This is a genomic window from uncultured Polaribacter sp., assembly GCF_947497695.1.
Taxonomy (GTDB): Bacteria; Bacteroidota; Bacteroidia; order Flavobacteriales; family Flavobacteriaceae; genus Polaribacter.
In genome coordinates this window covers 354,859-370,274 of the sequence record NZ_CANMHM010000002.1, presented here as the reverse complement: position 1 = coordinate 370,274, position 15,416 = coordinate 354,859, and the positions used below count along the sequence as shown (strand labels likewise).

Annotated in this window: 15 protein-coding genes and 1 tRNA gene; 12 read left to right on the top strand and 4 right to left on the bottom strand. The window is 27.2% G+C overall.

Annotated features, from left to right (window positions below):
• Window positions 1-3: 3 nt before the first annotated feature.
• Entirely contained in the window at window positions 4-603 is a 600-nt protein-coding gene (locus tag Q0731_RS03910; RefSeq protein WP_299060147.1) for a TetR/AcrR family transcriptional regulator, read from the bottom strand.
• Window positions 604-817: 214 nt separating this feature from the next.
• Between Q0731_RS03910 and Q0731_RS03905 the strand changes: the two genes are divergently transcribed.
• The 9 genes from Q0731_RS03905 (at window position 818) to Q0731_RS03865 (ending at window position 7,368) form a co-directional block, all read left to right on the top strand.
• Window positions 818-1,789, top strand: a complete 972-nt coding sequence (locus Q0731_RS03905) for a polyprenyl synthetase family protein (RefSeq protein WP_299060146.1) — start codon at window positions 818-820, stop codon at window positions 1,787-1,789.
• Window positions 1,790-1,850: 61 nt separating this feature from the next.
• A tRNA-Ile gene (locus Q0731_RS03900) sits at window positions 1,851-1,924 on the top strand.
• A 120-nt stretch (window positions 1,925-2,044) separates the two neighbouring features.
• Window positions 2,045-2,710, top strand: a complete 666-nt coding sequence (locus Q0731_RS03895; RefSeq protein WP_299060145.1) for a hypothetical protein — start codon at window positions 2,045-2,047, stop codon at window positions 2,708-2,710.
• Between the two features lie 131 nt (window positions 2,711-2,841).
• Window positions 2,842-3,135 (top strand): DNA-binding protein, encoded by a 294-nt coding sequence (locus tag Q0731_RS03890; RefSeq protein ID WP_299060143.1) that lies wholly within the window; start codon window positions 2,842-2,844, stop codon window positions 3,133-3,135.
• A 120-nt stretch (window positions 3,136-3,255) separates the two neighbouring features.
• Window positions 3,256-4,461, top strand: coding sequence for a primase-helicase family protein (locus tag Q0731_RS03885; protein ID WP_299060140.1), 1,206 nt, complete (start codon window positions 3,256-3,258; stop codon window positions 4,459-4,461).
• Window positions 4,462-4,679: 218 nt separating this feature from the next.
• The gene (locus Q0731_RS03880; RefSeq protein WP_299060134.1) at window positions 4,680-5,531 is read left to right on the top strand and encodes a toprim domain-containing protein; all 852 of its coding nucleotides are present in this window, start codon (window positions 4,680-4,682) and stop codon (window positions 5,529-5,531) included.
• A 132-nt stretch (window positions 5,532-5,663) separates the two neighbouring features.
• A complete protein-coding gene (gene mobC, locus Q0731_RS03875; protein WP_299060131.1) occupies window positions 5,664-6,005 on the top strand; it encodes a plasmid mobilization relaxosome protein MobC in 342 nt (113 codons plus the stop codon).
• Between the two features lie 9 nt (window positions 6,006-6,014).
• Entirely contained in the window at window positions 6,015-6,629 is a 615-nt protein-coding gene (locus Q0731_RS03870) for a hypothetical protein (RefSeq protein WP_299060128.1), read from the top strand.
• Window positions 6,619-7,368: a relaxase/mobilization nuclease domain-containing protein gene (locus Q0731_RS03865; protein WP_299060126.1), complete on the top strand. Its 750-nt coding sequence runs from the start codon at window positions 6,619-6,621 to the stop codon at window positions 7,366-7,368. The genes Q0731_RS03870 and Q0731_RS03865 overlap by 11 nt, the downstream gene beginning before the upstream one ends.
• A 214-nt stretch (window positions 7,369-7,582) precedes the next feature.
• Here the strand turns inward: Q0731_RS03865 and Q0731_RS03860 are convergent, their stop codons facing one another.
• The 3 genes from Q0731_RS03860 to Q0731_RS03850 all read right to left on the bottom strand — a co-directional run bounded on the left by Q0731_RS03860 (window position 7,583) and on the right by Q0731_RS03850 (window position 11,148).
• On the bottom strand, window positions 7,583-8,932 hold the full coding sequence (locus tag Q0731_RS03860) for an AAA family ATPase (protein ID WP_299060124.1): 1,350 nt from the start codon (window positions 8,930-8,932) through the stop codon (window positions 7,583-7,585).
• Window positions 8,933-8,993: 61 nt separating this feature from the next.
• Window positions 8,994-9,776: a hypothetical protein gene (locus tag Q0731_RS03855; RefSeq protein ID WP_299060122.1), complete on the bottom strand. Its 783-nt coding sequence runs from the start codon at window positions 9,774-9,776 to the stop codon at window positions 8,994-8,996.
• Between the two features lies 1 nt (window position 9,777).
• Entirely contained in the window at window positions 9,778-11,148 is a 1,371-nt protein-coding gene (locus Q0731_RS03850) for a reverse transcriptase domain-containing protein (protein WP_299060120.1), read from the bottom strand.
• Between the two features lie 515 nt (window positions 11,149-11,663).
• Between Q0731_RS03850 and Q0731_RS03845 the strand changes: the two genes are divergently transcribed.
• From Q0731_RS03845 to Q0731_RS03835, 3 genes are read left to right on the top strand one after another with little or no spacing between them, the layout of a single operon-like run.
• Window positions 11,664-12,689 carry a WYL domain-containing protein gene (locus Q0731_RS03845; protein ID WP_299060118.1) on the top strand — a complete coding sequence of 342 codons (1,026 nt, stop codon included), beginning with the start codon at window positions 11,664-11,666 and terminating at the stop codon, window positions 12,687-12,689.
• Window positions 12,690-12,695: 6 nt separating this feature from the next.
• Complete coding sequence (locus Q0731_RS03840; RefSeq protein ID WP_299060116.1) at window positions 12,696-14,387, top strand: AAA family ATPase; 1,692 nt, start codon at window positions 12,696-12,698, stop codon at window positions 14,385-14,387.
• Between the two features lie 2 nt (window positions 14,388-14,389).
• On the top strand, window positions 14,390-15,364 hold the full coding sequence (locus tag Q0731_RS03835; protein WP_299060113.1) for a hypothetical protein: 975 nt from the start codon (window positions 14,390-14,392) through the stop codon (window positions 15,362-15,364).
• Window positions 15,365-15,416: the final 52 nt, after the last annotated feature.

The window sequence follows — 15,416 nt, the reverse complement described above, 5'->3', positions numbered from 1 at the left end:
TATTTATTTCTGTGTTAGTTGTTTCTTTAATTCTATTACACCTTTTTCTGTTGCAATACCCCTTAAATGGTATTCTAAATAATTCAACATTAATTCATTCATAGAAAAATTAGTTAGTGGAAAAACCTCTTGATCTTTAATACCATTCATTCCATAAAAATAAATTCTAGCAATAAAATCTACATTAATATCTTTTCTAAATAAATTTAGGGCAATACCTCTATTTAAATTCTCCTTAATAGTGTCTTGCATTACTTGAAATTGCTTTTGTTTTAAAGAGATGTAAATTTTAGGGTAATATTTTTGAAGTTGATATTGAGGCGAAGATTTTTCGTCATTTAAATGTTGCATTACCATTCGTTTAATAGAAAAAATTTCTTCTATTGGGTTTAACTTTTTTTGGCAAATACCTTCTATGCCAAAACAAATAGTATCAAACATAAAATCGGTAACGCCTTTAACAAGCTCTGTTTTGTTCTTAAAAAATTTGTAGATAGTTTTTTTAGAAACACCAAGGTTACTAGCAATTTCATCCATTGTAACGCTTTTAAAGCCAAGGTTTAAAAATAGATCTTTAGATATATCTAAAATTTTTTCTTTCATATTTTTTAAGCTCTAATAAAATAATCACAATGTGATTTGTTTAAGTTCGCCAGTTAAATTAATCCTACTTTTTTACTGAAACTTATTTTAATTTGTTGCAAATATACAATTGGAAACTTTAGAAACAAAAATAGTTTCCAAAGTTTTAATATTTTTTTAACATTGAAGTTTTAGGTTAAAAATTCTTTACGCTATTTTTACAAAAAATAAAGATTTGGATATTTTACATTATCAAAAAGATTTTATTAATTTTTTAGAATCTAAAAAGTGGGTACATGAGCCTAAGAACTTATATGAACCAATAGATTATATTATAAAGTTAGGTGGTAAAAGAATGCGACCAATTTTAACTTTAATGGCTGCAGATATTTTTTCTGGAGGATATGAAAAAGCAATGTCTGCTGCATTGGCTGTTGAGGTTTTTCATAATTTTACCTTAATTCATGATGATATTATGGATGCTGCTCCTTTAAGAAGGGGTAAGGCAACTGTACATGAAAAATGGGATACAAATACAGGCATACTTTCTGGAGATGCAATGTTGATTATGGCCTATCAATATTTTGAAGATTATGATCCTATAATTTTTCAAAATTTAGCGAAATTGTTTAGTAAAACAGCTCTAGAAGTTTGTGATGGGCAGCAATTAGATGTCGATTTTGAAACCAGAAATGATGTTACTATTGATGAATATATCAATATGATACGTTTAAAAACCTCTGTTTTAGTTGCAGCTGCTTTAAAAATGGGAGCAATAGTTGCAGAAACTTCAGATGAAAATGCAAGTTTAATTTATGATTTTGGATTAAATCTAGGACTCGCTTTTCAGTTACAAGATGATTATTTAGATACTTTTGGCGATCCAAAAACTTTTGGAAAACAAATAGGAGGAGACATTATTGAAAACAAGAAAACATATCTATATTTAAAATCTTTAGAGGTTGCAAATAAAGATGATCGTGAAAAATTATTGTCTTTTTACAATCAAAATATACAAGACAATTCAGCTAAAATTATTGAGGTTACAAAGATTTTTGAATTAAATAATATTCCTGATTTGATAAAAGAACAGATTCAAAATTATACAGAAAAAGCTTTTGAAACGTTATCTTCTATGAATATTACTGAACAAAGCAAACAAGGACTAAAGAATTTTGGACTTTGGCTAATGAATAGGTCTGTGTAATTTTTTTATAAAAACTATGTTAATTATTCAAAATAAATAGTACATTTGCAGCCAATTATTTGGTCCCATAGCTCAGTTGGTTAGAGCATCTGACTCATAATCAGAGGGTCCTTGGTTCGAGCCCAAGTGGGACCACCTTTATTTACAAGCCTTACAGAGATGTAAGGCTTTTTTTTTGTTTCATCAGTACAACATATGTATAACCAAAGTTCTTTTTTTTAACTAATTTTGAATGAACCCCAAAAATTAGGTGAAATGGAAAGCAGAACAGTTTTATTAGCTCAAAATATTATTCAGTTAGAGGATGATTACAATAACTACTTAGATAAAAAAGTTTTTATTAATGATAGATCCGTCATAAATTTTTTGACTACTTGCTTATTTTTCTTTGGATCTTTATTGGTTATTTCAAATTTACAGCACCCATTAACTTGGCTTATAAGCTTCTTAATAGGTTATCCGCTTATAGGTTATCTTTCTATGAAATATTTAGAATTTAAAAAAGCATACAAAGGAATCAAAGCAAATAATTTTTTAGGATGCAGAATAAAGTCCTTTAACAAAAAGGGTATTAATTTTGAAACCTTAGGAATGGATGCTGAAAACTCACTAAAATTTAAAAACCTTTTATCAGGAAATATGATACAAGGAAAAGTATATTTTAAAGCGCCAAATAAAAGTAAGCTAGCTGCAAATCACGGAACCTTATTTACGATATTAAATCATGTTGCTTATAATGGAATAAGAAACATTAGTAAAAAAGCATTGTTCGTAATTATTAATGAAAACATTCTTATTGCGGGTAAATCAATAAATCCAGGCAGTTATTCAGTATCTTATTCTCTTTGGATTAACGAAAAAGACGAAAAGAAACTTTATGAAAGAGAAGTATTGCTAAAAAAGATATTTCATAATCATTAAACTTAAATTATTATAGATTAATCAAACGTTAACTGCGTTTAATGTATTGTTTACAGGCTATTTAGTGTCATATGTTTGCATCTCAATGTGGATGGCCATTCACTTATTTTTTAATTCAAAACCATGAAATTATGAATAAGGATAACAGTATGATTGAGATATTACAAGATATTAAAAGTCTATTATCTCACAACAAAAAAGTATTAAACATAGACGATTTAGAAAGCTATACAGGTTTGTCCAAATCTAAACTTTACAAGCTTTCTATGCTCAAATTGATCCCTACAGGTTCTAATAAACACATTCGTCAAAAGTTTTTTAGTAAAGAAGCTATTGACGAATGGTTGTTAGGTAAGCCAAACGTCTCTGACGAGTTTTTAGAGCAACAAATAAATGCTCAGTTACAAAAAAACAGAAAACACTAAATTTTCTGATTCTTTTAGTAAAAAACAAAAAAAAGCGTAAAGTCTTCACTTTTTACGCTCTTAACAAATTTTTTTAACCATAATCTGTATGCAAATATACAGGTTTTAAAACAAATCTATATGAGTAAAATACCATATATAAGGATTGGTACGGCCTATTTTAAATTAGTAAAAAGACCATCCATTAATGGAGAATTTAACGAATGCCTTGTGAAATGGGATGTAAATACCATTATTAGAGATCATGGTAAGAAATATCTATCTCAAATAGAGTGCTTTGATGGTAGTGTTTGTTATCCAGATCATTTTAATTATAATAAAAAGATTTATGGCTTTTACAATACCTATGCAGCTTTAAATCATAAACCTGAAAAAGGAGATGCTAAACAGACACTTTCTTTTTTCAAACATATTTTTGGTGAACAGTTTGAACTAGGATTGGACTATTTTAAATTATTATATGAAAAACCAACGCAATCACTCCCGATACTTTGTTTAGTTTCTGTAGAAAGATCTACAGGTAAATCTACCTTCTTAAAATATTTAAAAGCAGTTTTTGGAGATAACATGAGCTACTTAGATAATCATTCTCTAGGAAGTAATTTTAATGCCGATTGGGGAAATAAATTACTTCTAGGTTCAGATGAAGCTTCAGTACAAAATGAAGAAATACAAGAAAAATTAAAATACCTATCAACCTCCAATAAAAATAAAATTGAAGGGAAAGGTAAAGAACGTATAGAAGTAGACTTTTTCGGAAAATTTGTTATGTGTAGTAATAAAGAAGATTCCTTTATAAAAATTGATGCCACTGAAATTCGTTATTGGGTTTTGAAAATACCCAAATTTGAAAAGGAAGATGTGTTTTATTTATCTAAACTCATTAAAGAAATCCCTCATTTTTTAGATTTTACAATCAATAGACCTTTTGCTACTGAAAGAAAAACAAGAATGTGGTTTACTCCAAAGCAAATAGAAACTTTAGCGCTAAAAAAGTTGATGAACAATAATAGAAATAGAGTTGAAAAAGAGCTACTTAGTTTAATTATTAGCGCAATGGATAGACATGAGTTAGATGAATTGCATTTCGTGCCTTTAGATCTCGTAAACGCTTTAAGTAGAACGAGAATTAAATCTGACCAAACACAAATTCGACAACTTCTTAAAAAAGACTGGAAATTAGTAAATCAAAAAAACTCTTTGAGTTACAGGAAGTTTGTGGTTTTATCTGATGGCGAAATTGCCTTAATAGAGAGCAAAGGACGTTACTTTTCAATAAATAGAAAATTTATTTCAGAAAATTTTGATGAATCGATGACAGACTAACTTATTTATATTTTTTAAGTAGTAATAATAAGGGTTTAGCTCGCTCATCGTTTTGTCATCACTTTGTCATCACTTTTTAAACCGATGAGCCAATTTTAACTAAAAAAAACAATAATGATGAAACGATGACAAAGTGATGACAGCTAATAGTCAATTATATCAAGGGCTATGAGCTGTTCTGCATCATTTCATCAATTTTAACTAAAAAAAAACACACCATGCAACATAAAAGAATAGACTGTAAAATAGCGAATAAATTGGATTTCATTTTAGCTCTAAAAAAGTTGGGCTTTAACCCTGTTAGAGAGAATGAAAGTAGTGCTATGTATTTAAGTCCTTTTAGAGAGGAACGAACAGCATCATTTAAAGTATCTAAACAAAAAAACGTTTGGATAGATTTTGGTGATCGTTCAGGAGGAACAGTCGTAGATTTTATTATGAGGTTAAAATCATTTTCTGTGACGGAAACTCTTGATTTTCTTTCTAATGATTTTTCTTTTTTTTCTTTTCACCCGCAAATTTTAAAAGAAAAAAAAACGAGTGAAAAAATAACCATTATTAAACCAGATTCTATAAAACACCCAGCACTTATAAGTTATTTAAAGTCTAGAAAAATTCCAATAAATATTGCCTTACTATTTTGTAAAGAAGTAAGGTATGAATTTTCAGGAAAATTATATTTTTCAATAGGTTTAAAAAATATTTCTGGAGGATGGGAGTTGAGGAATAAAATTTTTAAAAATTCGTCTTCCCCCAAAAATTATACACACATAAAAAATTCGTCTTCTGTTTTAATTGTTGTAGAGGGAATGTTTGATCTACTTTCTATAATAACACTTAATCCAACTTTTATTAATACTAAAGACTTGTTGATTTTAAATTCAATTTATTTTTTAGAAAGTGCAAAGTTAGTTTTTGAAAATTATGATAAAATTGAACTTTATTTAGATAGGGATGATGCGGGTTTTAATGCTTTAAAAAAGTGTGAGAATAAGAAAAAAAATATAATAGATATGTCTTTTAAATACAAGGGTTTTAAAGATTGGAATGCTTTTTTATTAGCGCAATAGAATATTTATAGTATTGGCTTAGCCAGTCGTGGCTTTAATTCCTGTTTAGTGCCTACTTCGTGCCCTAAAAAGGAATCAAAACCCGCTGGCTTATTCACAGAAAATGTTCATAAGAAAAAAACAAAAGCAAAAATGAAATCAAATTCAAACAATAAAGTGAAAGTCGTTTTTTATCTCAATGCTGAGGATAAAGAAATCATTAAAATTCAATGTGAATCACTACAAATAAAACCTTCTTTTTTTTATAGAAATGCGGTTTTAGAAAAGTTAGGTAAACCAGTATTTACAAAAAAAATTAATGATTTAGATACTAGAAAATATTTGACTTCTTTAATTAGAATTGGGAATAATTTAAACCAAATAGCCAAAAAATTAAATTCAAATGAACAATTTTTAATTGCGGATCAACAAGTTGTTTTGGATGAAATTAAAAACATTAATAATCATATTATAGAAATAAATTCAAAATTATAGAGCACTATTATGGACGAAAACACAAGTAAAGCAATCTTTAATTTAATGCAAAAAGTAGTAGATAAATTAGATGCTATTTCTAAAGAGGTAAATAAAAAAGAACCAACTGAATTAGAAAATATTATAAAAAAAACTAATGTAGCAATAGCTAAATTGGTTCCAGAGATAGTTAAAACTCAATCAAAACTTCTGCTAACAAGTTCAGTTATTAGGGAAGAAATCATTAATTATATAAAGGAAAATAAAATTACCCCTACTGTTAATAATCATACTGAATACAGTTTACTAGGTAATAAATCTCATTTTAAACCATGGGTATTAGGTGTTTTCTTTTTTGGCTTGATAACATTTTGGTGTTCAATAAAATATCTTCCGTCATATTTTATAGAAAAGAGTTTGTTAAGTAAAGAAAGAGAAGAATATCAACTTTTCTATAATTATGTTTACTTAAAACAGTTTAAAAACGACGAACCTAATATTGCAGGTGAAACTCTAAAAAAGGTAAAACAAAAAGACACCTTATTTATGAAAGAGTATCACATACTTTTAAACACTTATCAACGAGAAATAAGAAAGCAAGAATTAAAAGAAGAACTAAACTCACTTGATAATAATGATAACTAAACTTGAATCGATATCATACCTACAAAATGCGCTTGGGTATTGTGAACGTGGTGGAGAATTGATTATTTCAAATAAATGTATTGGAAATAGCTTTCAAATTAATTCTCAAATGGAACAAAATAATGCTCTAAATGATAGATGTATAAAAAACACGTTTCATATAAAAATTAGAATTGCTCCAGAAGATAAAGGAAAGTTAAATACCCAAGATTGGATTGATATTTCTCATGACTATGCTAAAAAAATAGGTTTCCAAAACAATCCTTTTGCAGTCTATATCCATGAAGAAAAAACAGAAAATGAGCATATTCACATTGTCGCTTCACGTATTAAATATAATAACTTAGCGGTTAGTGACAGCTATACACATTATCAGAATATGGACTTCTGTAGAGATATTGAAAAAAAGTATAAACTAAGACAGGTAAAACGTGTTTTAGAAACTGTAAAAAAACAAGAAATATTTACTAAGAATGATAAAAGGATTGCTCCATTGGAAGAAAAAATAGCTTCTGCGATTAATCAATCTGATTCTTTTAAAGATTTTGAGTTTCATTTAAAGAACATGGGAATTAAAACAAAAAAGGGAAGAGGAATTGGCTTTATAGATGAAAAAGGTGTTTATATAAAAGGTTCTGCTATTAATAGAAGATACTCTTTAAAAGGGATTGAAAAGCTATTGTCTTATGAGCAACAGGAAAAACAGATGAACAAAAAGAATAGAGGTTTTAAAATATAAAGCTGTAAGTATATATTTATAACTTTATACTTTTGTTGTTTTATATTCTTATACTTTTATACAAATATATCAGTAGTACGTGACGCCTGCCGCTGAGGCACATTTTAAAAATCAGTTGATTTTTAATGCTTGCTAATTAAGAAAAAATCAACTGATTTTTAAAACGGAAAAAAAACAGACAGAGTTTAAATTACACTCCCATTGAATCTGTTTTTTAATAAAACCTAACATCTTCTTTAGCTCTTGTAATTGCAGTATATTGAAATTTTAATGAAGGCATAAAGTAGGAATTTACCAAAACTCTATCCCATTCACCACCTTGTGCTTTGTTGCATGTAATAGAATGACCATAAGTTGCTCTAATTGCACCAACATATCTATCGTCCCAAGGCATTAAACTTTCTCTAAATACTTTGTTTTTTTGAAACCTTTCATGACGTAAAATGTTTTCTTGTTTTGCATGAATGCCTTGTGGATTATTTAATGAATCTAGAAGTAAATAGTCATCAATAATTTCTAATTTACCTTCCATGTTTTTTGATTCAATTTTTATTGGAACAAAATTTAAACCTGCTACTTTTTCAGTTTTTGATAAGTCGATGTCTTTTACAACAATATGATCACCACTAAATAATTGAAAATCATTTCTTTTCCAAGTTTGGTTGACTAATAATAAATCTTCTTTTTCTACCAACTTTTTATTGAAACCATAAATTTTATTTCTCACATTGTTATTAAACATTTTATTCATATTGTGAGTGCAACCAATCGAAATAATAGCATCTTGACCATTTGCTACATAATCTAAAACATAATCTCGTGAAGCATCTTCTATAGATAGTTTTCTAATACCATTAAGAGGTACGTGTTTTAAATTATTTTCAATGCCCAATCTTAATTTTGTAGCGTTTTTAAGAACATAGCTTCCATCTTCTTGTCTTTTAACTTCCGTTAAAAGTTCTGCTTTTCCAGATAAATTAAAAGCAGTATTTAAATATTCTTTAGAAAGTGCTAAAGATATTTTTTCATTCACAGGCGGTAATTGATTATTATCTCCTAAAAAAATTATTTTGTTAGAAACATTACCAGATTTCACAAATTTTATTAAATCTGATAAAAGTGAGTTTTTAGATTTGAATAGGCTGTCAGAGTCAATAGGAGGTTTTGCTGAAATCATTGAAGCTTCATCTATGATGTAAACATTAAAATCTTTTACATCATTATTTTTCAAACGAAAAACAACTTCTCCTGTTTTACCATCTGAAGATACATTGTAGATTAGAGAATGAATAGTACTATTAATTGTTTTAGATTTTCTTCCTAAAATTCTGGCAGCTCTGCCTGTTGGTGCTGCTATATTGTATGCAATACATTTAGTGTTTAAATAACCAATTAATGCAGTTGTAATTGAAGTTTTACCAGTTCCTGCAGCTCCGCATAAAATAAAGAAATCGTCTTTGTTTTCTTTTTTAACAAAGTCTGACATGCCTAATAAGGCAATTCTTTGTTCTTGAGTTGGGCAGTCAAATTGTAAGTGATCTAAAATTGTAATTGCATTTTTCATAAGCTATCTTTTTAATGATGATACAAATTAAAGATAGATGTGTGCAGTGTTTGCGCAATGATTATAAATTGTCATTAATGTTTGAAGTAAAGCTTTCTAAAAAACCTAAAAAATTGAAATAATACTTATTATGAGATGGAATTATTTCGTCATATACTTTTTGTTGATAATACGTGGGCGCTAAACCTCTATGGTTTCTATTTCGTATTAAATATAAGTTATTTCCTTGATTATATATTTCATCAAAACTTTGGGTATTAAACTTAATTAATTCGTTAAAATAAAAATAATAAAGTACGGCTCTAAATTTATGATTGAAAAACCAATTTTCGTTTAAAATATTAAAATGATTTTCATTTCTAAATTTCATCATTATAAAACGTCCTATTTTAGGGCCTCGAGAATTTCTATAAAATTCCTTAGAACCTGAATTGATTATTGAGGTAAGATAATCATTTGAAGAAGCAATAACTTTCTTATTTAAACGGTGTTTCTCATATAGGTGAATTACGATATTTTCAATTTGTTGAAACATAGCTAAACTAAAATCTTCAAAATTATCTTCTCTTCGGAATTGTTCCATTCTAATGAAATCATGAATTAAAGTTTCTTTAATTTCCTTAATTTTAAAATCTTTATAAAATTTATTAGCTTGATCTGCTATTATTTCTTTGATACAATATTCGTGAATATTTTTAATTAAAGTGCTTTCATTATTTACTATAGAATCATTTTGAAAACGCTTTGATAACTCCTCCTTAAACCACAAATTTTCAGAATCACTACTAATTTCTTCAATCAATTTAAGAAGTTTTTCTAAACTTTCTTTTTTATGTTTTGCCATATTATTTATCGTAAAGTTTCATAGCTTCATCCAAGCCTTTTTCAAAAAGAATAACTAATATTTTATTAATATCATTTTTCCTATTGTATTCTGCTTTATTTTCATTCATAGTATCTTGAAACATTTGATCGTTTTTTCCACTTTTATTTAAATCATAAGAAGAACCTAATTTATTATCCAATGATGTTTTAATTTCGTTTTGTCCAGCCTTTAAAGTAAGTTTATCAAACCTTTCTTTAAGTTTAAGGTAAGTAGAATCACTTTCTCCTTTTACCATTTTTAAATATAACAGCTTTCCTTCAAGCACCATCATCATATTAGGATTCCCTTTTTTAATATATCCTTTTTCTTTTAAGTATCTCTTTAAGAATAACCCATAAGCTTTGTCGTAACCAAACCTCTCCCATAAGTAAAAATTATGTCTTAGACTTTTAATGTAGCTTCGTTTAATGTTTATTTTGTCATTTACAACCAAGCCAGTAACTTCCTGTCTATAACCTCTTTTCTGTAATCTGACTTTTGTTTCTTTTATATGGAAATTTTGATCTTTTATAATACGTCTTAATTCAATATCAAAAGTGGTGTCTTTTTCAAAAATTACTTCTTCTTTCTCTGATGATATTTTGTATGTGTTATGGTTACTGCTAAAAGTAATATCGTCTGCATATCTGCTATAATCCAAATTAAAACGATTGGCAAGACCTGTCAGTTTAATGTCCATTCTTTCACAAATAGCATTGGTAAGCGTTGGTGATGTTGCTGCGCCTTGTGGTAAAACAGAAGCCTCTTTTTTAAACCAGTTTTTTGTGTCAATATCTAGTCTTTCAACTTTCATTGTGTGGCAACATAATGTTTTAATCATATTGGCAATCTGTTTTCTGTTATCAGAAGTACCTAAATTAAAAGGAGCTACAGTTAGTCTTCCCCAAACTCTTGCTGCATCAATACTTGGAAAGAAGTCTTTTAAATCAATATTATAAACATAATTTTTATTTACATGCTTTTTAGCATTGTCGACAATAGATTTATTAGGAATAAAACCAGTTGCAGCTTCGTGAGGTGTATGAAGTATATGAAGTATTATATTTAAAGATTTTTGAAACTCTAATAAACCTTTACAAGGAGCATGAATAGTTCTTTGAGCTCCCGATTTTTTCTTGATTTCAAAAGTGTGATAATATTTCTTATCAGAACTAAATTTCTTACTGTCTTTAGAGATGAAAAAATTTAATTGTGTTATGGTAAATGGAATAGTTTTTTCCTTATAAATAATCTTTTTAGAAAAATTTAAAAGGTGAAGAAAGTCCTCTTTGCTATTCATTTTAGCAAAAAGTTGTTTTATGGTTTTTTCTTGGTCAATAGCTAATTTCATTTTTTTTTGGAATTGATTTATTTTTAAAAATAAAAACCGTAGCATCAATTCTTTCTTTATGAACTGTAATAAATTAATAATTATAAATAATTAAAAAAATAATACTTTAAAAAAAATATAAAAATATATTATTATAGAAAAGACTTAACTTCAATACAATAACAATAATAACATTTAGTTACAGTAAACTGCAACCTTCTGCCGAATACAGCAGAACACCTGCCGAAACAGGTAATCAATTTTTTATACTACGGTTATATTTCAAAGAACAGTGCAAATATTGTTTCATACAATGCAATCTATCTGCACGTTAATAAATCATTAAAACGAATATAAATCAAATATTAGGTATAAACAAGATTCATTCTGTCTTAAAATATGTGCGGAATAGCTGCATTAATGAATTTTAGATTTGCATCAGTAAATAAGAGCGAATTCATAGCTATTTTAAATTGCTTTACAAGTAGTTTTAACTATATTTAAAGTCGCTATAATTATCTATTGAAAAAGAAGAAATGTCTACAAACAAAAATGCTATTTTAAGATATCAAACATTAGATAAATGTTTTAGAAACCCTGGGAAGAGGTACTTTATTAATGACTTAATTGAAGAATGTAATGAAGCATTATTCGATTATGATCCTTCAAATTCTGGAATTCAAAAAAGACAGATTTACGATGATATTCTTTTTATGAAAGATTCAAAAGGCTACAATGCGCCAATTGAGGAAATTAAAGAGGGTAGAAGTGTGTATAGAAGATATAGCGATTTAAATTTCTCTATTAACAATCAGCCAATAAACGAATCTGAGGCAACTCAATTAAAAGAAGCTTTAATGACTTTAAATAGATTTAAAGGAATGCCGCAATTTGAATGGGTAAATGATTTATCAACTCGTTTAGAGTCAAGTTTTGGTTTGTTAACTTCAGATGAACCTGTAATTGGTTTTGAAAACAATCCTTATGTTTCTGGTTTAGAATATATTTCAGTTTTATACCGAGCAATTATTTATAAGACACCTTTAAAAATTATAAGTAAAAGTTTTACGAAAAATACTGAGGAAGAATATGAATTACATCCTTATTATTTAAAACAATATAACAATCGTTGGTTTGTTTTTGGATATAATGTATCAGAAGGGATAGTTTTTAAAAAAGCGCTTGATAGAATTGAAAGTATAAAAGAATTGAAAACTGAATTTATCAATTCAGGAATTAATTTTGAAGAATATTTTGAAGATGCAATTGGTGTAACTGTAAAAGACAATCAAAAACCACAGAAAGTAAAAATAAGAGTAAGTAAAGATTTATGGCCTTATGTGCAAACAAAGCCCATTCACGAATCTCAGTCTTCTGGAAATAAAGAAAATTTAAAAACTTTAGAAAAAGGGTATCTAGACATTACTTTACAAGTAGTTTTAAACTACGAATTAGAATCTAAAATTTTAGAAAGAGGAGAAGGATTCGAAGTTTTAGAACCTTTGGAGTTAAGAAATAAAATCGCAAAGAGAATTGGAGTATTAACCAAAAAATACTCATAAAATATTATGGAAAGAATAAAATTATCAAACTTTAGAAAAATAAAGGATAGCTGGGATTTAGATTTAGCTCCAATAACTTTTTTTACAGGAACTAATAATTCAGGGAAATCTACTGTAATAAAATCTCTATTAGTTTTAGAAGATTATGTAAAATCTAATAATCACTTTGAATTAAATTTCAATGGTCAAAATTTCCATAAACATAAAATAGAAAATTATAAGAACGCGATTAATAGAGTTAATTTCAGAGAATTTAATAAAGACATTCATTTAGAATATCAGAATAATGGTTTTGAAATATCTATTTTATTTCAGCCTGGTGTACATTATTATAATGGTACATTGAAAAAGCTAAAAATGGTAAGGACAGATAAGGCTACTTTAGAAATTGATTTAGTTAGTCTAAATAACTATCAGCTCAAAGTTGATGCACTTCTTTTGAATCAAAATGACAAGGAAAATATTGAGGATAAAAAAGATAAATTAAAAACACTAGCTTTATTACAAACTACTTCAAATCTTATAAATTTTGACAAGAAAGAACTAAAAGAACTCGAAAAAGAAATAGAAAAATATACAGATGAAATTCAATTAATCGATAAGTCAAATTTCCATTTAGAAAACATTAAAAAAGAAAACAGTGATGTCTTTATTAATAAATACAAAAGTCTAATAAGTGAAAATAGAAAAAAAATATTCGAGTTAAATCAAACTATAGCGGATACTGAAAAAAAATTGAAAATACTTCAAAAAAAGAGGAATGAAATTGTTCATCAGAAAAAAGACCATTTAACATACAGTCCAACCTTTTCAGTTGATGATTTTGATATTTCAAATAGAAGAATTGATAAAATTATAAGAACTGTTTTGCCAAAGTATTTAGTTGAGAATAATTTAGGTCAAGATAGAAAAAAGAATAACTTTAAAAATTCAGACCAAAGTCTAGAGCTAGATAAAGCTAACAAACTTGGAGATGAGCTTTTATTAGCTTTGTCCTTTAATGTTACACATTTAAGCCCTCACAGAAGTAACCAAAATAAATTATTCTTACACGAAATTAAAGATGTAGATATTAATTATTTGGTTAAAAATCATTTTGAAAAACAATTGCATTCAGATTTAACTGTTTTAGAGTTTATGAAAAAATGGATGTCTAAAAATTATTTCGATATTGGTGATGATTATAGAATTACAACTTACGAATCTACAGTATCAAAGATTGAAGTTTTTGAAGGTGAATCTTGGATTAATTTGTCAGACAAAGGTTTTGGAGCAGGACAAGTATTTTCAATTCTTTTAGCAATAGCTTCAAGTATCATAGAAAACCATAAAAAAATAAATGAAAAAGGAGCATTGTTCGAGGAAGATTTATCAATAATTCTTATCGAAGAACCAGAGGCAAATTTACATCCAAAACTTCAATCCTTATTAGCAGAATTATTCTTAGAAGCTAATCTAAAATTTGGTATCAATTTCATTCTTGAAACTCATTCAGAATATATGATTAGGATGTCTCAAATTATCGTGAAGCAGATTAATGAAAAAGAGGAAAATACTAAAATTCCATTCGAAGCTTATTATTTCGATAAAGATGCTAAACCATATTCTATGATTTATAGAAAAGATGGTAAGTTTACAAATGAATTTGGTTCTGGTTTCTTTGATGTGAGTTCTAATTTAGCTTTTGATATTTTATAATTATGGATATTTATATAGATAAATCTAACTTAATATCTTTTGTGAAATCGAAAAGTCATGAGTTGTTTGATGATTGCAATAAATTATTAAAAAAGCAGTTAAATGTTTATTTTAACTTTCCTAAAAACGATTTAAAAGAAAGTCCTTTGTTATTAAATTGGATAACTACTTTAAGTCAAGGTATGGGAGAGCATAATGAAATAAAGTTTGATTATAAAGAGCCAGCAAGACCTTTAAAATCTAATAGTTCTAATACTTTTTGTTCTAACAAATTAACTTCCGTGTATTTATTGGAAGATGATGATACTGATAAATTTAAAAATGCAGGTTGTGTTTTAGTTGGTAAAGTAGGTGAAGAAATACAAATTCTTAATAAACTTTTCATTAATCAAAATGATTACGATTTTGAGAGAAAATGGAGAATTAATGGAAACGATTTTAAAACATGGAGTGATTTAAAAGAATATTCATTGCCTTTAACAGATATACTAATTATAGATCCTTATATTTTAAGCAATAAGGATACTGATACAGATACTGTTGATGTAAATTTAATAAATTATTTAGACGTCTTGTGTATAGAATCATTTACGAAAGCAAATGTTATCATAGTAACAGATCCAAGTCGTTCTAATTATACTTTTGATGAAATCAAGAAAAAAATAACTTCTAAATTGTCAAGCCAATTAGGTAAGCGACCAACTTTTACGCTTATTTTTACAAAACGAGAGCATGATAGAGGTGTTTTAACAAACTATAGTAGAATCTATTCAGGAGATACGTTTAGTTTTTGGAATAATAGAGGTCAAAAAATAACGAATGGAAGAGAAATTTCTTATTCAAGCTTGGCTAAAAAAGAAAACCATGATTTGGCAAATAAGTTAATTGAGGATATTCAACATACCATTACATTTTTAAATGAAAACAATCCAGATTATATACAAGGAGATAAAATATCAAATTTCTTGAATTTTTAACCAATGCACTTTCACCGCATACATAAAATATATATTTGTACCATATAGCAAC